17 protein-coding genes are annotated in these 18,891 nt (G+C 73.9%); 8 read left to right on the top strand and 9 right to left on the bottom strand.

The window, feature by feature from the left end:
• Positions 1 to 8: 8 nt before the first annotated feature.
• On the bottom strand, positions 9 to 1,304 hold the full coding sequence (locus tag ASG36_RS16655) for a cytochrome P450 (RefSeq protein WP_055766514.1): 1,296 nt from the start codon (positions 1,302 to 1,304) through the stop codon (positions 9 to 11).
• 129 nt (positions 1,305 to 1,433) lie between these two features.
• Here ASG36_RS16655 and ASG36_RS16650 point away from each other — a divergent pair, with 129 nt between their 5' ends.
• Positions 1,434 to 2,462 (top strand): Atu2307/SP_0267 family LLM class monooxygenase, encoded by a 1,029-nt coding sequence (locus ASG36_RS16650; RefSeq protein WP_055766511.1) that lies wholly within the window; start codon positions 1,434 to 1,436, stop codon positions 2,460 to 2,462.
• Positions 2,463 to 2,553: 91 nt separating this feature from the next.
• Here ASG36_RS16650 and ASG36_RS16645 read toward each other — a convergent pair whose 3' ends face one another.
• The 4 genes from ASG36_RS16645 to ASG36_RS16630 are packed head-to-tail and all read right to left on the bottom strand — an operon-like array spanning position 2,554 to position 5,913.
• Positions 2,554 to 3,078: a DUF1097 domain-containing protein gene (locus tag ASG36_RS16645; RefSeq protein WP_082523232.1), complete on the bottom strand. Its 525-nt coding sequence runs from the start codon at positions 3,076 to 3,078 to the stop codon at positions 2,554 to 2,556.
• A 14-nt stretch (positions 3,079 to 3,092) separates the two neighbouring features.
• Positions 3,093 to 4,118, bottom strand: a complete 1,026-nt coding sequence (locus ASG36_RS16640) for an NAD(P)-dependent alcohol dehydrogenase (RefSeq protein ID WP_055766506.1) — start codon at positions 4,116 to 4,118, stop codon at positions 3,093 to 3,095.
• Positions 4,115 to 4,864, bottom strand: a complete 750-nt coding sequence (locus ASG36_RS16635) for a metal-sulfur cluster assembly factor (RefSeq protein WP_055766503.1) — start codon at positions 4,862 to 4,864, stop codon at positions 4,115 to 4,117. Before ASG36_RS16635 ends, ASG36_RS16640 begins: the two co-directional genes overlap by 4 nt.
• Positions 4,864 to 5,913 carry an amidohydrolase family protein gene (locus ASG36_RS16630; protein ID WP_055766501.1) on the bottom strand — a complete coding sequence of 350 codons (1,050 nt, stop codon included), beginning with the start codon at positions 5,911 to 5,913 and terminating at the stop codon, positions 4,864 to 4,866. The genes ASG36_RS16635 and ASG36_RS16630 overlap by 1 nt, the downstream gene beginning before the upstream one ends.
• 222 nt (positions 5,914 to 6,135) lie before the next feature.
• On the opposite strand from ASG36_RS16630, the gene ASG36_RS16625 reads away from it, so the two are divergent.
• Entirely contained in the window at positions 6,136 to 7,542 is a 1,407-nt protein-coding gene (locus ASG36_RS16625) for a helix-turn-helix domain-containing protein (RefSeq protein ID WP_235495154.1), read from the top strand.
• Here the strand turns inward: ASG36_RS16625 and ASG36_RS16620 are convergent.
• From ASG36_RS16620 to ASG36_RS16610, 3 genes are all read right to left on the bottom strand, one after another.
• Positions 7,505 to 8,716 (bottom strand): MFS transporter, encoded by a 1,212-nt coding sequence (locus ASG36_RS16620; RefSeq protein WP_055766497.1) that lies wholly within the window; start codon positions 8,714 to 8,716, stop codon positions 7,505 to 7,507. The genes ASG36_RS16625 and ASG36_RS16620 overlap by 38 nt on opposite strands.
• Positions 8,717 to 8,740: 24 nt before the next feature.
• The gene (locus tag ASG36_RS16615; RefSeq protein ID WP_055766494.1) at positions 8,741 to 10,249 is read right to left on the bottom strand and encodes a GAF domain-containing protein; all 1,509 of its coding nucleotides are present in this window, start codon (positions 10,247 to 10,249) and stop codon (positions 8,741 to 8,743) included.
• Positions 10,250 to 10,344: 95 nt separating this feature from the next.
• Positions 10,345 to 10,752, bottom strand: coding sequence for a heme-binding protein (locus ASG36_RS16610; RefSeq protein WP_055767693.1), 408 nt, complete (start codon positions 10,750 to 10,752; stop codon positions 10,345 to 10,347).
• A 136-nt stretch (positions 10,753 to 10,888) separates the two neighbouring features.
• Here ASG36_RS16610 and ASG36_RS16605 point away from each other — a divergent pair, with 136 nt between their 5' ends.
• The 6 genes from ASG36_RS16605 to ASG36_RS16580 are packed head-to-tail and all read left to right on the top strand — an operon-like array spanning position 10,889 to position 17,434.
• The gene (locus ASG36_RS16605; RefSeq protein ID WP_055766491.1) at positions 10,889 to 11,377 is read left to right on the top strand and encodes a diol dehydratase small subunit; all 489 of its coding nucleotides are present in this window, start codon (positions 10,889 to 10,891) and stop codon (positions 11,375 to 11,377) included.
• The gene (locus tag ASG36_RS16600; RefSeq protein WP_055766488.1) at positions 11,374 to 13,086 is read left to right on the top strand and encodes a propanediol/glycerol family dehydratase large subunit; all 1,713 of its coding nucleotides are present in this window, start codon (positions 11,374 to 11,376) and stop codon (positions 13,084 to 13,086) included. Before ASG36_RS16605 ends, ASG36_RS16600 begins: the two co-directional genes overlap by 4 nt.
• Positions 13,087 to 13,088: 2 nt before the next feature.
• Complete coding sequence (locus ASG36_RS16595) at positions 13,089 to 13,673, top strand: propanediol/glycerol family dehydratase medium subunit (protein ID WP_235495152.1); 585 nt, start codon at positions 13,089 to 13,091, stop codon at positions 13,671 to 13,673.
• Complete coding sequence (locus ASG36_RS16590) at positions 13,670 to 15,508, top strand: diol dehydratase reactivase subunit alpha (RefSeq protein WP_055766484.1); 1,839 nt, start codon at positions 13,670 to 13,672, stop codon at positions 15,506 to 15,508. Before ASG36_RS16595 ends, ASG36_RS16590 begins: the two co-directional genes overlap by 4 nt.
• Positions 15,505 to 15,846, top strand: a complete 342-nt coding sequence (locus ASG36_RS16585; RefSeq protein WP_055766481.1) for a glycerol dehydratase reactivase beta/small subunit family protein — start codon at positions 15,505 to 15,507, stop codon at positions 15,844 to 15,846. Before ASG36_RS16590 ends, ASG36_RS16585 begins: the two co-directional genes overlap by 4 nt.
• A 19-nt stretch (positions 15,847 to 15,865) precedes the next feature.
• Positions 15,866 to 17,434 (top strand): methyltransferase, encoded by a 1,569-nt coding sequence (locus ASG36_RS16580; protein WP_055766478.1) that lies wholly within the window; start codon positions 15,866 to 15,868, stop codon positions 17,432 to 17,434.
• A gap of 15 nt (positions 17,435 to 17,449) precedes the next feature.
• On the opposite strand, the gene ASG36_RS16575 is transcribed toward ASG36_RS16580, so the two are convergent.
• On the bottom strand, positions 17,450 to 18,871 hold the full coding sequence (locus ASG36_RS16575) for a LamG-like jellyroll fold domain-containing protein (RefSeq protein WP_055766476.1): 1,422 nt from the start codon (positions 18,869 to 18,871) through the stop codon (positions 17,450 to 17,452).
• Positions 18,872 to 18,891 lie beyond the last annotated feature (20 nt).

The raw sequence follows: 18,891 nt of genomic DNA, 5'->3' as shown, positions 1-18,891 counted from the left end.
GCTGCGTGTCAGGCGGTCCAGCGCACGGGGAGCCGCTTCACCCCGCGCTGGAAGCTCGACCGCAGCAGCGCCGGCTCGCCGGCGGGCTCCAGCGACGTCGTCCGGGAGAGCAGCTGGCCGAACAGCGCCCGCATCTGCACCCGGGCCAGCTGCGCACCCAGACAGAAGTGCGGACCGTGCCCGAACGTGAGGTGCGGGTTGGGGGAGCGGCGGACGTCGAAGGCGTCGGGGTCGGCGAACACCGACGGGTCGCGGTTGGCCGAGGTGAAGGACACGACCACCTTGTCCCTGGCCCGCACCGGCACCCCGGCCAGCTCGACGTCGGTGGTCGCGGTCCGGCGGAACACCATCACCGGGGTCCACCACCGCAGCATCTCCTCGACCGCCCCGGGCAGCAGCGACGGGTCCGCGCGCAGTTCGGCCATCGCGGTCGGGTGCTCCAGCAGGGCGATGAGCCCACCGGGCAGCCCGTTGCGCAGCGTCTCGTTCCCGGCGACGGCGAACAACCAGAACATCGACTCGAACTCCGCGTCGCTGATCGCCCCGCCCTCGTCGACCTGGGCGAGCAGCACGCTCATCACGTCGTCCCCCGGGTGGGCGCGCTTGTGCTCGGCCAGCAGCCGGGCGTAGCCGTAGAGGTCGGGCATCCCCTCGGCTGTCCGCGGGTCGGGCATCGCGCCGTCGGGGCCCGGGTGCGGGCGCAACGCCACCGCCTGCCGGGCGAGGTCGGTGCCCCCGCTGCCGTCGAAGCGCGCGGAGACCGCGTAGTCGGGGTCCTGCCAGCCGATCACCCGGTTGGACCAGTCGTACGTGAGCCAGCGGTCCGGCGCCGGCACGCCCAGCACCTCGGCCAGGGTGAGCAGCGGCAGGTCCGCGGCGACGTCCCGCGCGACGTCGACGACGTCGGGACCGGCCAGCACCCGGTCGACCAGACCGGCCGCGCTGGCCTCGATCGCGGCGGTGAGCGTGGCGACCGCCCGCGGGGTGAAGCTCCGCGTGAGCAGCCGGCGCAGCCGGGCGTGGTCGGGCGGGTCGAGGTTCAGCATCATCCGCCGGGCGAAGGGCAGGTCGGCGGCGTCGCGCACCTGGGTGGCGCCCAGCCAGGAGGAGAAGGTGGCCGGGTCCTTCAGCACCCGCTGCACGTCGGCGTGCCGGAGCACCAGCCAGAACCCGGGGCCGTCGGGCTCGTCGACCCACACCGCGGGTGAGGTGTCGCGGAGCCGGGCGAGGGCGGCCAGCGGCGGGCCGGTCACGTAGGTCTGCGGGTCGACGACGACGGCGGTGTCGGCGTGGGTGGGGGTCACGTCGTCGACACTGGACCACCCGGCCCGCCGTCGTCGAGGCCAGGGGAACAGGCTCGACAGTTGAACGCTTGACTACACTGCAGGCGTCACCGGTACCCGGTGGCCCACCGACCCCTCTGGAGGGACCCCGTGCACATCGGCGTCGACAGCTTCGTGGCAGCAGTCACCGACCCGACCACCGGTCAGGAGATCGGCGCCGAGCAGCGGATGTCGGACCTGCTGGAGGAGATCGCCCTGGCCGACCAGGTCGGGCTGTACTCCTTCGGCATCGGTGAGCACCACCGGCCCGAGTACTACGACTCCGCGCCGGCGATCATCCTGGCCGCGGCCGCCGCCCGCACCGAGCGGATCCGGCTGGGCAGCGCGGTCACCGTGCTCTCGGCCGCCGACCCCGTGCGGGTGTTCCAGCAGTTCGCCACCCTGGACCTGATCAGCAAGGGCCGCACCGACCTCGTCGTGGGCCGCGGCTCCTTCACCGAGGCCTTCCCGCTCTTCGGCCTCCCGCTCAGCGACTACGACTCGCTGTTCACCGAGAAGCTGGACCTGCTGCTGAAGATCCGTGACTCGGAGAAGGTCACCTGGTCCGGCCGGCACCGCCCGGCGCTGAACGGGCAGGGCGTCTACCCCCGGCCCGCGCAGGCCGAGCTGCCCATCTGGGTCGGCGTCGGCGGCAGCCCGGAGTCCTTCGCCCGCGCCGGCATGCTCGGCCTCCCGCTGATGGTCGCCATCATCGGCGGCGAGCCCCGCCAGTTCGCCCCGCTCATCGACCTCTACCGTCGCGCCGGCGCCCAGGCCGGGCACGCCCCGGAGAAGCTCCAGGTCGGCCTGCACGTGTTCGGCTACGTCGCCGAGAGCACCCAGGCCGCCGCGGACACCATCTACCCGGGCTGGCACGAGATGTTCACCAAGATCAGCCGTGAGCGTGGCTTCCGGCAGCCCAGCCGGGCCCAGTTCGACGCCACCGCCGGCCCCGACGGCGCCTTCTTCATGGGCGACCCGCAGTCGATCGCGGACAAGATCAAGCGGGTCTCGGAGCAGGTCGGCGGCATCGACCGGATCTCCATGCAGATGACCAACCCGCGCCTGGCCCACGCCGACCTGCTGCGCGGCATCGAGCTGCTGGGCACCGAGGTCGTCCCGCTGGTCGAGAAGGGCTGAGTCCCGCCACCACACCGCAGCAGGGGATCCCCTGCGCACCGGATCAGGCTCGTCCGGTGCGGAGGGGATCCCCTGCCTGGGTGGTGCCGGGTCAGGCCGTGGCCTTCTCCCCGGCGGCCGGGGCAGCGGTGCTGGAGCCGCCCAGGGCACGCTCGACCACGTCACCCAGGATCTCGGAGGCGTAGGCCAGCAGCGCACCGCCGACGAGCGAGATGAGCGTGGCCCAGAACAGGCCGGCGTTGCCGAAGAAGCACGCCGCCCCGATGAACGCACCCGGGATGAACGCCAGCGGCTTGACCGAGGCCTGGACGCACATCGCGAACGCACCGATCGCGACCATCAGCCCGAGCACCGCCGGCGAGCCGGCCGCGCTGATGCCCAGGGTGGCCTTGAGGATCAGCCACCCCCAGACCAGCCCGCTGACGGTCGACGTCAGGGTCGAGACCAGACCAGCGGTCCGGCCACCGGCGGCGTAGAACACCGCCCAGGCCGCGAAACCGACCCACACGACGAGGGGGGCGGCAAGCGACCCGATCGCCGTGACGCTGCCGGCTACCCACGTGAACAGCCCGGCGAGCACTCCAATGGAGATGCCCAGGGCGACGAGACGCTTCATTGCGCCCCTCCCTCTCAGGGAATGAGGATGGCGCGGCCGCGGACGCGGCCGTTGTCCAGGTCCTCGATCGCGCTCTGGACGTCGTCCAGCGCGTACTTCTGGGTGTGCAGCGACACCCGGCCTGCGGCGGCCAACGCCATGAGCTCGACCAGGTCGTTGTAGGAGCCGACCAGGTTGCCGACGATGTTGACCTCGGTGGAGACCAGGTCGATGGTCGGGACGTCGATGTTCTCGCCGTACCCGACGATCGAGTAGTCCCCGCCGCGGCGGGTCATCGCGAGGCCCTCCTTCGTCGAGCCGTTCTCCCCGACGAAGTCCACGACCACCTCGGCGCCGTTGCCGCCGGTGAGCTCGAGGACCTGCTGGACCTGGCTGCCGTCGGCCAGCACCCCGCGGTCGGCCCCGATCGACTCGGCCAGCTTGAGCGCGTCGGGGTTGCGGTCGATGACGATGAGCTCGGCCGGGGTGAGGGACTTGGCCACCTGGATGCCGATGTGGCCCAGCCCGCCGGACCCGATCATCACCAGCCGGTCACCGGGGTGCAGGCGACGGGCCGCCTTGGCCACTGCGTGGTAGGCGGTGAGACCGGCGTCGGCCAGGGCCGCCACGTCGGCCGGCTCCAGCGAGTCGTCGATCTTGACGCAGCTGCGGGCCGTGGTCTTGAGGTACTCGGCGTAGCCGCCGTCGGAGTCGATGCCCGGGAAGCTGTTGGCCTCGCAGTGCACGTCGTCGCCGAACCGGCAGGCGCGGCACAGCCCGCAGGTGACCAGCGGGTGCAGGATCACCTTGTCCCCGACCGCGACGTTGGTGACGGCGTCGCCGACGGCGTCGACCCAGCCGGCGTTCTCGTGACCGATCGTGTACGGCAGCGTCACCTGGGACTTCTCGGCCCACTGGCCCTCGAGGATGTGCAGGTCGGTGCGGCACACCCCAGCGCCGCCGATCTTCACGACGACGTCGTGCGGACCGGTGACCTCGGGCTTGGGGACCTCGGTGAGCTCGAGCTTCTGGTGGTAGCCGGTGACGCGGACGGCCTTCACTTCAGGACCTCCAGGGGGAGTGGGGAGTCGATGGACGGGCGGAACACCTGGTCGGCGTCCGAGCCCGGGTAGCGGGTGGTGAGCAGGCCGCGGCAGAAGTGCGCGTTGCCGTCGACGGAGATACGCACCGACCGGGCCTTGCGCAGGGTGGTCGCGACCGACCCGGGGTCGGGCCGGGAGCCGTCGGGGGACAGCAGCACCGGGGACGACGGGTCGACCGGCAGTCCGAGGGCCGCCCGCCGCGACAGCAGCGAGGTGGTGTCCCCGGTCAGGTCGCCGAGCACCAGGTCACCGACCTGCTGCTCGGTGCGGGAGGGGTCCTCCCGCAGCCAGGCGGTGAGGGCCCGCTCCATCGCCGCGGTGTGCGCCTTGCGCTGGAAGGTGGCCCGCAGCTCGTCCAGGGACAGCTCGGCCTCGTGGCCGAACGTCCCCCGGTAACCGGCGTCCGCGGCCAGCCCGCGGTTGATCAGGTCGGAGTCGTGGTGGTCGTCGAGCTCCACCACGACCCGCCCCACGCCCGGGACGGCGAGCAGCGCGTCCCGGGCGTCGGACACCATCAGCCAGGCGAAGTTCGGGGCGCAGAACGACGTGGGCAGCCGCAGGTGCACCTCGACGTCGGCGCCGCGGACCTCGACGGACCGGACGAACCCCAGGTCGGTCACCGCCTCGTCGAGCTCCGGGTCGATGACGGTGGACAGCGCCGCCGTGACGTCGGCCTCGGACAGCCGAGGCAGGACCGCCGTCATCAGGCCATCGCCAGGTTCTTGTCGGCGGCCTCGGGGTCGCGCGGGCCGGTCTCGGTGGCGTCGGCCTCGGCCACCTGCAGCGCAGCCGGCACCGGGATGTCGTAGAGCTTGGCGGCGTTGAGGCCCAGGATCTTCTTCTTCTGGTCGGTGCTCAGCGGCGCGTACTCGCCTAGCTCGGCCGGGATCTGGAAGTCCACGAACTTCTCCACCAGCCACTGCGGCGTCCAGATGGCGTAGTCGCTGGAGAACAGGATCCGGTCCTCGCCGATCCAGTACAGGAGCTCGCCGAGGATCTGGGCGAAGTACTTGGGACGCGTGTGGATGAAGGGCATGGCCACGGCCAGGCCGCCGTAGACGTTGGGCTCCTGGGTGGCGATCCAGCAGAAGTCCTCGAGGCGGGGCAGGCCGACGTGCTCGACGATGAAGTTGAGGTCGGTGAAGTCGCTGGCGACGGCGTCGACGTCGGCGACGTCGAAGGCGTCCCGGTCCAGCGGGCGGATGGTGGGGCCCTTGTGGACGTGGATGTTCGTGATGCCGAGTTCGCGGCAGGCCTCGAAGTACTTGTAGGCCATCGGGTCGTTGAGCTTCCAGCCGCGGCTCTCGCCGTGCCAGTCCGCGGTGTAGAGCTTGACCCCCTTGAGGTGCATCTTCTCGGCGTCCTCGCGGAGCCGGTCGAGGCCGTTCTCGCCGTCGCGGGGGTCGAAGTAGTGGTTGTAGGTCAGCTTGTCCGGGTGGGCCTGCGCGAGCGCGAAGGCCTCGTCGGTCTGGCCGAAGCCCTTGGTGTAGAACTCCTTGAGCCGCGCGGGCTGGAAGATCGCGTGGTCGACCATGCCGTCGCCGAAGATGTCGCGCATGAGGCGCTCGCCGCCCTGGTAGAGGTACTCGTCGTAGCTCCACACCTCGGACTCCGGCGAGAGGTTGCGGTGGTAGTCGTAGAAGCAGTCGATGAACTGCTTGCCGTGGATGTTCCGCTGGTTCTCCTCGCGGGCGTCCCAGAGGGCGATGTGCGCGTCGACCACGAAGTAGTCGGTGCCGTCCTTGCTGTACACGGTTCCTCCTCGAACCAGGCCCAGGTCCCTCCGTTGGGAGCTGGATCACTCCGGGCCGACGCTAGGGGTGGCGGACACGTGGCGGGGTGCGCACGTGTCTCACTTTGAGACGAGGGGACTGGCCGCCTCCTGACGCCGCGGTTTAGGTTGTGCTCGACGCACCGTTGCGTCCGAGGAGGCGTCATGGCCGAAGTCCCTGGTCGGCACGGAGCTCCGGTGCCGGTGGCCCGTCCGAGGGTGCGGGCGTCGTGGGCGCGCAGCGAGCGCTACGGGGTGTCGCCCGAGGGCGTCGCGCCGGTGTTCACCGGCGCACTGGCGACCGACTCGTTGTTCTACGAGTGCGGTGCCGAGGTGCTCGGTCAGCTGCACGGGACGCTGGGCCAGGAGCCGGTCGGGCTGATGATCACCGACCACGAGGGCCTCGTGCTGGCCCGCTGGTCGGTCGACCGCGACATGAACCGCTCGCTGGACCGGGTGCACCTGGCGCCGGGCTTCTACTTCAACGAGCAGACCGCGGGCACCAACGGCCTTGGCCTGGCCCTGGCCGACCGGGTGCCGGCGCTGGTGCGGTCCGGGGAGCACTTCGTCGCGCCGCTGCGGGCCTACACCTGTGCGGCGGTGCCGGTGCTCGACCCGCGCAGTGGCGACCTGGTCGGCAGCATCAACATGACCACCTGGTCCGACGCCTCCTCGGACCTGCTGCTGGCCCTGGCGCAGTCAGCGGCCGGCAACACCGCGGCGCTGATGAACGTGCGTGCCGGGGGGCACCCGGTGCGGCCGCTGCCCCGGGGTGAGGTCTTCCACGTCGTGTCCGACCGGCTCGCCGGCGGCGACCCGTGCGGCTCACGGGCCTGGACGACCGCGGTGGCCGCGGCCCGCGACGCGGTGCGCGCCGGGCGGCTGCTGGCCGTGGTGGGGGAGCCCGGGGTCGGCAAGTCCGCCGTGGCCGCCCTCGCCCGGGAGGCCCGCCGCCGCCGGGAACGGGTGCTGGTCGCCCGCCCCCCGAGCGCCCAGGACGTCGACGGCTGGCTGGCGCTGTGGGCGCCCGAGCTCGGCGCCCGGGACACCTGCGTGGTGGTCGCCGGGGCCGACGCGCTGCCCGCCTGGGCGGCCGACCAGCTCGTCGCGACGCTCGCCGGGGTGCCCGGACCGGGCCGGCCCCTGGTGCTCACCGCCCCGGACTTCGCCGCGATCCCAAAGCCGCTGGCCGCGCTGGTGGACGCCGTCGTCGAGGTGCCGGCGCTGCGGCACCGGCCCGAGGACGTCGAACCGCTGGCCCGCTCCTTCGCCCGCGAGCACCGGCACCGCGACATCGCCTTCACCCCGCGGGCGGTCAAGGCCCTGGCCGCGCACAGCTGGCCGGAGAACGTCCGCGAGCTGCGCCAGGTCGTGCGGGAGGCGTCGTCCCGCACCGACGTGGTGGACGTGGGGCACCTGCGGCCCGACGTGCTCAGCGCGGGCTCCCGGTCGCTCACCCGGCTCGAGCAGCTCGAGCGCGACGAGATCCTGCGCTGCCTGACCGCGCCCGGGGCGACCGTGGTCGGCGCGGCCGGGGAGCTCGGGCTCTCCCGGGCCACGCTCTACCGCAAGATCAGCCAGTACGGCCTGCGGGTCCCGGGCCGCGACTGACCCGCGGCAGCCGCAGCGCCGCAACGAGCCCGGCGGCCAGCACCAGCGCGGTCACCCCGAAGGCGACCTGGAAGGAGAACCGGTCGGTCAGCCAGCCGGCGGCCAGCGGGCCGAGGATGCCGCCCAGGTCCGAGGCCATCTGGAAGACCGCGACCACCCGGCCGCCGCGCGCCGGGCTCACGTCCCCGACCAGCGCCGCCGGGGTGCTGGCCAGCAGCGAGGCGGCCAGCCCGAACACCGCCATCGACACCAGGAAGACCACGGTCGAGGGCGGCCCGGCCAGCAGCGCCACCGAGCCGGTGGCCAGCGCGGCTCCGGTCACCAGCGAGGGGCGTCGTCCCCAGCCGTCGACCAGCCGCCCCGACCGGAGCAGTCCCAGCGCCTGGGCCAGCGACCCGACCAGCAGCCCGGCACCGGCCCAGGCCACCGTGCGGCCCAGCTCCTCGGTGACGTAGAGCGGCACCAGGGAGTTGCGGACGCCGAAGAGCATCCAGCCGACCCCGAGGTTGGCCACCAGCGCGGCGACGTAGGCCCGGGTGCGGAACGCCGCGGCCAGGCTCAGCGGCTCCGGTACGGGCCCGTCGGGGACGTCGACCACCACGGCGGTCCGCGGGGTCCGCAGCAGCACCATCGCGACCGCACCGGCCACCAGCAGGAACGCCGCGTAGAGGAAGAACGGCAGCCGGGGGGACAGCTCGGCGAGCAGCCCACCGGCGGCCGGCCCGGCGATGCCGCCGAGGATGAACCCGCCCTGGAACGTCGAGGCCGCGCGCCCGCGGTGCTGGGCCGGCGCGACCCGCAGCAGCAGGGACAGCGCCGCGACGGTGAACATCGCGCTGCCCACCCCACCGGCCGAGCGGAGCACCAGGAACCAGCCGAAGGACGGCGCCAGACCCGCGGCGCCGGTGGCCAGCGCGACGATCCCCAGCCCGACGGCCAGCACCAGCCGCTCGCCGAACCGCTCGACCAGCGCCCCGCCGCCGAACGCCGAGACGAACCGGAAGAAGGCGAACGAGCTGATCGCCAGCCCGACCGCCGTCGTCCCCACCCCGAACGAGCGGGCGTAGAGGGGGATGGCCGGGGCGACGATGCCGAACCCGAGGGCGACGACGAACGCGACGACGGCGAGGACCCGGACCTCCCGGGGGAGGTCCCCCCGGGCAGGTGGTGGCACGACGGCGATCGTCGCACCGGGTGGTCAGGGCTGCTGCAACCGGTCCCGGCGGACGGCGACCGCGGGCCGGCGGGGGTCACCGGCCGGGAGCAGCTCCAGCAGCCGCTCGTGCACGGCGAGGTCCTCGGCGCCGACCGGGCAGCCGGCGAGGCGGTGCAGCAGGTCGGCGTCGTCGGTCTCCAGCACGGCCCGACGCAGGCCCGCCGCGAGCTCGTCGCGCAGCTCGCGGACCAGCGGGGCCTCCGAGCGGGGGAGCAGCAGCCCGGGGGATGCGGCCAGCGCGTCGGCGATCCGGCCCTCGGCCAGCGCCCGCCGCGCGGTGACCACGTCGCTGTCGACCGCCGCGGACACCCGGTAGGGCCGGGTGAGCAGCAGGTCGGCGCCGATCAGCGCGCGCAGCCGGTGCACCTCGCCGCGCACGGTGGTCTGGTTGCCCTCGTCGCCGTAGAGCAGCTGCGCCAGCTGGCCGCCGGTGAGCCCGTCGGGGTGCACGACCAGCGCGGTGAGCACCTCGGCCGGGCGCAGCGTCAGGGCCAGCGGGCGTCCGTCCAGGGTGGCCCGCGGCGGGCCGTCGCCCAGGAACCGCAGGGTGAGCGCGGGGGTGTCCGGCGGGGTGGGGGTGCGGCGCCGGGTGGCCGGCGAGCGCAGCAGCCAGCCCTCCTCCAGCTGCTCGACCACCACCTCCGACCCGTCCGCGAGCAGCAGCCGGTCGGCGAGCCGGCCGTCCTCGATCGGCACCCGCTCGGGCCACCAGCCGTAGGGCTGTCCGGCCAGCAACCGGCCGGTGCGGGTGACCAGCGCCCCGGCCGCCGGGCCCAGCCGGGTCAGGTGCGCCATGTTCTCCATCCGCAGCCGCTCGTCGGCGATCGCCATCCGGACGCGCAGGTGGTGCTCGGCGAGCTGCGCGGTGGCGGTGACCAGCTGCACCAGGGCGGGGTGCACGGTGTGCAGCGGGCCGCTGACGTCGACCGCGCCCAGCACGGCGCCGGTGTCCGGGTCGTGCACGGGGGCGGCGACGCAGGTCCACGAGTGGTAGGTGCGCACCAGGTGCTCGGCGGAGTGGATCTGCACGGGGCGCCCGACGGCCAGCGCCGTGCCCATCGCGTTGGTGCCGATGGCCTGCTCGCTCCAGTTGGTGCCCGGGAAGAGCCCCACGCTGTCGGCGGTCACCAGCAGCTTCGCCGCCCCGTCGCGCCACAGCACGTTGCCCGACCCGTCGGTCACCAGCATCACGTGCATGGCCTCGTCGGCGATGCTGGCCAGCGTGCTGCGCAGCAGCGGCAGCACCTCGGCCAGCGGGTGGGCCTCGCGGGCGGCGTCGAGCTGGGCCCGGTCGAAGACCACCGGCGGGGTGCGGTGCTCGGGGTCGACGTGCGCGGCCAGGCTGCGTTGCCAGGACGCCGACACCACCGGCCGCGGCCGGGGCCCGCGCGGGTCGTCGGACAGCACGCGGTCGAAGACGCCGTCCAGCACCCTCGCGTGGGCGACGGGGTCGTCGTCGGGCTGCACGGTGCGCTCGGGCCGCGGGCTCACGTCCCACCCCCGGCCGGCTCGCCGCCGCCCACCGTTGGACGCCGTCCCGTGATCATCGACTCCCCGGCCACCCGCGACAAGGCCCCGCCGGGTCCTCAGGCGGGGAGGGCGGCGACGGCGGCCTCGGCGACGCGGGTGTCCTGCTCCACCGAGCCCGCACTGACGCCGACGGCACCGACGCAGACGCCGTCCCGGGAGAGCGGGATGCCGCCGCCGAAGGTGACCAGCCCGCCGGAGCTCGCGCCCAGGCCGAACAGCTCGGCGCCGGGCTGCACCAGCGGGGTCAGCGCCCCGGTCGGTGCGTTCATCAGCACCGAGGTCACGGCCTTGCGGGTGGAGATGTCGATGCTGGCCTTGATCGCGCCGTCCATCCGGGCGAAGGCGACCAGGTGGCCGCCGTCGTCGACGACGGCGATGTTCATCGGCTGGCCGATCGCGTCGGCCTCGGCGATGCCGGCGTCGAGCACGGCGCGGGCGGCGGCATGGGTCAGGGATGCGCTCATGGCGGGCATCACACCCCCTCCGGGCGGCGTCCGCCAGCCCCCACGCCCGGGCAACGAACGTGCAACGTGTCAGCGGTCACACTGCGCGTGAGCCCGGTCCGCCGATCCCCAGGAGCGTCCCCGTGAGCACCGACCGATGACCGCCGCACCCCTCACCGCCGCCGACTACCCGCTGTCGATCAACCGCCCCGAGCTGCTGAAGACCCCCACCGGCAAGCCGGTCACCGCGCTGACGATGGAGGCCGTGGTCTCCGGCGAGCTGACCGCCGAGGACCTGCGGATCGCCCCGGAGACCCTCGAGCTGCAGGCCCAGCTCGCCGAGTCCGCCGGCCGCCCGCAGCTGGCCGCGAACTTCCGGCGGGCCGCGGAGATGACCGCGATCCCCGACGCCGAGGTGCTCACGATGTACAACGCGCTGCGCCCGCGGGCCTCCACCGAGGCCCAGCTGCTGGCCATGGCCGACCGGCTGGAGACCACCTACGCGGCCCCGGTGAACGCCGCCCTGGTGCGGGAGGCCGCCGAGGTCTACGGCCGCCGCCGGCTGCTGGCCGAGGACGACGCCGAGCAAGCCCAGGACGGCGCGCTCACCCCCGCCGTCGCGACCGACGAGGAGACCCGCGCATGACCGCCGTCCAGCCCCGCAACGCCACCGACACGCGACACTCGCTGCGCACCGAGGTGCTCGAGGAGCGCCCGGTCAACCTCGACGGGTTCGTCGAGGAGTGGCCCGAGAAGGGCCTGGTCGCGATGGAGAGCGACTTCGACCCGCAGCCCAGCGTGCGGGTCGAGGACGGCCGGGTCGTGGAGATGGACGGCCGGGAGCGCGCCGACTTCGACTTCATGGACAGCTTCATCGCCGACCACGCCCTCGACGTGGCGACCACCGAGGCCTCGGTGGCGCTGGACTCTGGGCAGATCGCCCGGATGCTCATCGACCCCGGCGTCAGCCGCTCCGACGTCCTCGCCGTGACCCGCGGGCTCACCCCGGCCAAGGTCCTCGACGTCGTGAAGCTGATGAACGTCGTGGAGATCATGCAGGCGATGCAGAAGATGCGGGCCCGCCGCACGCCGGCCAACCAGGCGCACTCCACCAGCGCTAGGGACAACCCGCTGCAGGTCGCCGTGGACGCCGCCGAGGGCGCGCTGCGCGGCTTCGCCGAGCTGGAGACGACGCTCGGTGTCGTCCGCTACGCCCCGCTGGTGGCGATCGCGCTGCAGGTCGGCGGGCAGGTCGGCCGCGGCGGCGTGCTCACCCAGTGCGCGCTGGAGGAGGCCACCGAGCTCGACCTGGGCATGCGCGGCATCACCGCCTACGCCGAGACGATCTCCATCTACGGCACCGAGTCGGTGTTCGTCGACGGCGACGACACCCCCTGGTCCAAGACCTTCCTGGCCTCGGCGTACGCCTCCCGCGGCATCAAGATGCGCTTCACCTCGGGCACCGGGTCCGAGGTGCAGATGGGCAACGCCGAGGGCCGCTCGATGCTGTACCTGGAGATCCGCTGCATCCTGATGGCCAAGGGCGCCGGGGTGCAGGGGCTGCAGAACGGCTCGATCAGCTGCATCGGCGTACCGGGGGCGGTGCCCGGCGGGATCCGGGCGGTGGCCGCGGAGAACCTGGTCGCCTCGATGATGGACCTGGAGTGCGCGTCGGGGAACGACCAGTCCTTCTCCCACTCGGCGATGCGCCGCACGGCGCGGATGCTGCCGCAGCTGCTGCCGGGCACCGACTTCGTGTGCTCCGGGTACTCCGCCGTCCCCAACCAGGACAACATGTTCGCCGGCTCGAACTTCGACACCGACGACTACGACGACTGGAACACCATCCAGCGCGACCTCCAGGTCGACGGCGGGCTGCGGCACGTGCGGGAGCCGGAGATCCTCGCCGTGCGGGCGAAGGCGGCCCGGGCGCTGCAGGCGCTGTTTGCCCAGCTTGACCTCCCGGCCATCACCGACGCCGAGGTGGAGGCGGCGACCTACGCCAACAGCTCCAACGACTACCCGTTCCGCGACGTGCTGGCCGACCTCACCGGCGCCCAGGCCGTGATGGACCGGGGCATCACCGGGCTGGACCTGGTGCGCGGGCTCGAGGCCTCGGGCTTCCACGACGTCGCGGAGAACCTGCTGTCGGTGCTGCGCCAGCGGGTGTCGGGGGACCTGCTGCAGACCTCGGCGATCCTCACCGCGGACTTCGTGCCGCTGTCGGCGATCAACGACGCCAACGACTACGCCGGACCGGGCACCGGCTACCGGCTGGAGGGTGAACGGTGGGAGCAGCTCAAGCAGCTGCGGCACGTCACCTCCGCGACCAACCCCGAGACCGAGGTGCGCTGACCGTGACATCGCTCGAGACCCCGCAGCGCACGCTCACCCTGACCGAGACCGGCCCCGCCCGCCGCGGCACCCGGCCCGACGAGGTGGTCATCGCGGTCTCCCCGGCCTTCGGGGACACCTTCACCCAGACGATCGTCGGCGTCCCGCACGCCGAGGTGCTCCGGCAGCTGATGGCCGGCATCGAGGAGCAGGGCGTCGGGGTGCGGATCGTGCGGGTGTGGGCGACCGCCGACCTCGCGGCCATCTCCCACGTCGCGGCCAAGCTCTCCGGGTCGGGCATCTCGGTGGGCCTGCTGTCCCGCGGGACGACGATGATCCACCAGAAGGACCTGGCCCGGCTGTCCAACCTGGAGCTCTTCCCGCAGTCCCCGCTGCTGGACGCCGAGGTGTTCCGGGCGATCGGCTCCAACGCCGCGCAGTACGCCAAGGGGGAGTCCCCGCAGCCGGTGCCCACCCGCAACGACCAGATGGCCCGCCCGCGCTGGCAGGCCAAGGCCGCGCTGCTGCACCTGAAGGAGTTCGAGTGCATCCGGGACGGGGCCGGCCCGGTGGAGCTGGAGGCCACCATCGAGCGCGCCGCGGGGTGAGCGGCGGCGACCGCCTGGTCGTCGGCGTCGACATCGGCAACAGCACCACCGAGGCGTGCCTGGCGGTGCTGGGTGCCGACGGCGACGTGCGCTGGCTGGGCACCGCGCTGACCCGGACCACCGGCGTGAAGGGCACCCCGGCCTCCACCGAGGGTGCCCTCACGGCGGTGCGCCGGGCCCTTGTCGACGTCGGACGGCGGGCCGAGGAGCTCGACGTCGTGCTGCTCAACGAGGCCACCCCGGTGATCAGCGGGCTGGCGATGGAGACCATCACCGAGACGGTCATCACCGAGTCCACGATGATCGGGCACAACCCGGCCACCCCCGGCGGCGTCGGGCTCGGCGTCGGTGTGACGGTGTCGGTGGCCGACCTGGGTGAGCACCCGGTCGACGAGCCGGCGGTCGTCGTCGTCCCGCCCGGGTGGGACTTCGACGACGTCGCGGCCGCGCTGAACGCCGCGGTCGCCCGGGGGGTGCCGGTGGTGGCCGCCGTGCTCGCCGGGGACGACGCCGTGCTGGTCACCAACCGGTTGCGCGAGAAGGTCCCCGTCGTCGACGAGGTGTCCGCGGTGGAGAAGGTGCCCCTCGGGATGCGTGCCGCGGTCGAGGTGGCCGGCCCGGGCCGGACCATCCGCACGCTGTCCAACACCTACGGCATCGCGACCGTGTTCGACCTGGACCCCGACCAGACCCGGCAGGTCTCACCCGTGGCGCGGGCGCTCACCGGCAACCGGTCGGCGGTGGTCGTCCGCACGCCGGCCGGGGACGTCACCGACCGGCGGATCCCGGTCGGGGTGCTGGAGCTGCGCGGGGCCGGGCGCACGGTGAAGGTCGACGTGGACGCCGGTGCCGAGGCGATCATGGCCGCGTTGGCCCGGGTGCAGCCGCTGGAGGACGCGCACGGCGAACCCGGCACCCACGTGGGCGGGATGCTCGCCGCGGTGCGCGACACCATGGCCGACACCCTCGGGGGCGCGGACCCCGGCGACATCGCGATCCGGGACGTGCTGGCGGTGGACACCTTCGTCCCGGCCGAGGTGCGCGGCGGGCTGGCCGGGGAGATCGCGCTGGAGAACGCCGTCGGGCTGGCCGCCATGGTGCGTACCAGCCGCAGCCGGATGCAGGCCGTCGCCGACCGGGTCGCCACCTCGCTGACGACCACCACCGAGATCGGCGGGGTGGAGGGCGAGATGGCCGCGCTCGGGGCGCTGACCACCCCGGGCGTGCAGGCGCCGGTCGTCGTCGTCGACCTGGGCGGGGGGTCGACCGACGCGGCGCTGCTCACCGCCGACGGCACCTCGACCGCGGTGCACGTGGCCGGCGCCGGCGAGCTGGTCACCAAGCTGATCGACTCCGAGCTGGCGTTGGGCGACCGGGAGGTCGCCGAGCTGGTCAAGCGCTGGCCGCTGGCCAAGGTGGAGAGCTTCTTCCACGTCCGGCACGAGGACGGCACCGTGCAGTTCTTCGACGAGCCGCTGCCCCCGCACGTCTTCGCCCGGGTGGTCGCGCTGACCGCCGAGGGCCCGGTGCCGATCGGCACCCGGTACGGCCTGGACCACGTGCGCCGGGTGCGCCGGGAGGCCAAGCGGCGGGTGTTCGTGGTGAACACGCTGCGGGCGTTGCGCCAGGTGGCCCCGGGCGGGGAGCTGCGGGCGCTGGACTTCGTCGTCCTGCTGGGCGGCTCGGCGCTGGACTTCGAGATCCCCGACCAGATCGCCGACGCCCTCGCCGGGCACGGCGTGGTCTGCGGCACCGGCAACGTGCTCGGCGACCAGGGACCACGCAACGCGGTGGCCACCGGTCTGGTCGCGGCGTTCGCGGGGCGTGGTCGGTGAGGGACGAGCCGGTCGAGAAGCCGGCGCTGGTGCTGCACCACGGGCCGGACGCCGACCCCGTGGTGCTCCGGGAGGTCGCCGCCGGCGCCGAGGAGGAGGGCGTCCCGCTGCGGGTCGTGGCCGTCGCCGGCGCCGACGCGGTCGTACTGGCAGCCGCCGCGGCGCAGGCCTCCCGGCTGTCGGTCGGCGTCGGGGTCTCCGGTTCCGCCGTCGCGGTGCACCACGCCCAGCTCCCGGTGGACCGGCCCGCCCTGGAGGTCGCCGGCGACGACCCGGCCGACGGGCGCCGCGCCGGCCGCGTCGCCGCCCGTGTCGTCACCGGCCTGCCGCTGGTCTGAGCTCCGGCAGGATGGCCGCGTGGTCGACAGCCCCCTGCGCACCGTCCTGTTCCCCGGCCGGCACCACGTGCTCACCCGCTTCCAGGCCCACTACCTGCGGGCGGTCCTGGCCGGGCACACCCGCGACACCGAGGGCGACCCGGTGGTGCTGGCCGAGGACGCCACCGTCGTCTGGGCCGTCACCTCGGCCAACCACCGCGGCACCCGGCGCAACCCGGTGCCCTTCCACCGGCGGGAGGCCGCCATCGAGCGGTTCGCGCTGACCGAGGGCATCGAGGGCGTCGTCGTCGGCGTCGTGGACGTCGAACCCACACCGCGGTTCGCCGAGCTGACGGTCAAGACCGTCGCGCACGAGACCGCCGGACGACGGTCACCGACCCCGGCCGACACCGTCGTCGCCTGCTCGACCGCCGAGGTCACCGCGATGTACCGGGAGCTGGGCTACCGGGTGGTGCCCGTCGAGGCCGGGGACGACGCCGACCCGGCCCGCCCGTGGGACGTGCTCGAGCTGCTGGTCGCCGGCGACCCGACCTGGCGGGAGCTGGCCCACCCGGCCACGGTGTCGGTGTTCGACCGGTACGGCCTGGCCGATTCCACCGTCGTCATCTGCTCCGACCCGGTGGTCGGCTCCGAGGGCGGGCTGACCGCCACCCGGGAGTACCGCTCCTACATCGCGGCGTTCGAGTCCGCCGCAGAGCGCAAGTGGGCCCAGGCCAGGCCGTGGGTGCAGCCGGGCCGGATCGTGGACATCGGCTGCGCGACCGGCGCCATGCTCGAGCTCGCCGCGGCCGAGCCCACGCTGCACGAGTCGGACCTGTTCGGGGTCGAGGTGGCCCGGCACCTGTTCGACGAGTGCGAGCACCGCAAGGCCCAGGGCGCCTTCGCGGCGAACCCGAACACGTTCTTCGTGCAGGCCAACGTGCTCAACGGGTCGGTCTTCCCGCCGGCCACCGTGGACACCACGACCACCTTCGCGCTGACCCACGAGATCCTCAGCTACGGCGGGGGAGTGGCCGCCCTGCACGCCCTGGCCCGAGAGATCGCCGCGCACACCGCGCCCGGCGGGGTGTGGATCAACTCCGACGTCTGCGGCCCGGCCGAGGGCGACCGGCAGGTGCGCCTGCGCCTGCGCACCGACGACGGCGCCGCCGCCGACCCCGTCGACCTGACCGCACTGGCCGACGTCGCCGGACACCTGGAGGGCCTGAGCACCCGGGCCCGGTTCGACCAGTTCGCCGTCGACTTCCGCCGGCACGCCCGGGTGCCGTTCGCGTTCAGCACCGACGGGGACGACGTCCTGCTCCGGCTGGCCGACGCGATGGAGTTCCTCTCCAAGGTCAGCTACACCGACAACTGGCTGTCCGAGACCCACGAGCAGTTCTGCGCCCTGGACGGCGCCGGCTGGACCGCGCTGGTCACCGCCGCCGGCCTCGAGGTCGACCCCCGCTCGGGCGCCTGGCGCAACGACTGGCTGGTGGAGAACGTCTTCGCACCGGTCGCCGAGCTCCTCGACCCCGTCAACGGCGAGCAGCTCGACTGGCCCGACACCCACGTCCTCCTCGTCGCCCGCAGGCCCGAGACCCCGTGAGGCCCCGGGCTCGGCTCAGGCGCCGGTGACGTAGAGCTCACGTACCTCGTCGGGGCCGAGCTGGGTGGGGTACACCGCGGCGTGGGCCAGCGAGCCGGTGAAGTAGGAGTTGCCCGGTGCCCCCGGCCATCCCCCCAGCGTGTCGAACCCCAGCCGCCAGAAGCCGGTGATCTGCTCGGCGGTGGTCACCTCCGGCCGCAGGCCGATCCGCGCGCCGTCGACGTAGAAGCCCAGGCCGGCCGGCCCCAGCGTGCCCACGGCGAGGTGCCACGCGCCGTCGGCGTAAGAGCCCGGGGTGGTGATCGTCTGGATGGCTCCGTTGTAGACGCCGAAGGTCAGCCGCCCGTCGTCGGACATGTAGACGTGCCGGTCGTACTGACCGGAGGTGGCGTTCGCGCTGGTCCCGAAGCCCATGATCTTGCCGCCGGCCACGGTGGTCCGGAACCAGACGCCGATGCTGAAGACGGTCGGGTTGCTCACGGGACTGGCCGTGCCGATCCAGCCGGAGGAGCCGTCCAGGGTCACCGCCCGGTCGGCACCCAGGCAGTCGGGTCCGGGCGAGCCCAGGGCGACCCCGCCGTGGAAGGTGGCGTCGGCGTCGGGGTCGGTGCCCAGGTTCACCGCGGTGGGTCCGTCGGTCTCCTGCAGCGGGTAGTAGCGGCCGGCACCGGCGTCGGCGACCGCCGCGGCGCACCGGAAGTGCTGGGCGCTGGCCAGGGTCGAGAGGCCGCCGCCGGTGGTGGAGGCGTAGGCGGCGGAGGCGGCGTGGTGGGTGGTGACGGTGACCCCGACGAGCAGGCCGAGCACCGTCGCGGCGCGCACGCGCCGCCCACGTCGGGTCAGCCGCACCGGCGCCCGGTGCGAGCCGGCGCGGGCAGGGAGGCTCGCCCCCGGCGGCCGGAAGACGCTGCTCGCCGCCAGCAGGCCCACCAGGCCCACGCCGGTGGCGGTCAACGGAACCCAGTCGCCGGTGGAGACCCACACCCGCGGTGCCCCGATCCACGGGACCCGGAGGACGCCGACCCCCACCACGTCCGCGGGGGACACCAGGGAGGAGTCCGGGGCGGGGTTGGCGTCCCCCCGCAGCCGCAGTCGGCCGTCCTCCCACCCGGCCAGGCGGTGCACGCGCACGCCGCCGGGCCGGTCGGGGTCGGCGGCGACGACGACGTCACCGACCGCCAGGGTGGGGACGGGCACGTCCCGGGAGACGACCACGTCCCCGACCTCCAGCCGCGGGGCCATGGAGCCGGTGAGCACGACGTGGCTCTGCGCGCCGAACGGGACCGGCACCACCGACCAGGCCACCAGCACGACCACGGCGGCCAGGACCGACCGGGCGAGGGAGGTCAGCAGCAGCGCCGTCCAGCCCTGCCGCCAGCTCCCGACGGGTCCCGACCCCGGGGGGCGCGGGTCGGCGACGTCGCGGGGGTCGGTCACGCGTCCTCCTGGCTGGGTCG

Origin of the sequence: Geodermatophilus sp. Leaf369, assembly GCF_001424455.1 — a bacterium.
GTDB lineage: Bacteria > Actinomycetota > Actinomycetes > Mycobacteriales > Geodermatophilaceae > Klenkia.
Note: the sequence above shows the minus strand (reverse complement) of the source record. Positions and strands in the feature narration are given on the sequence as shown.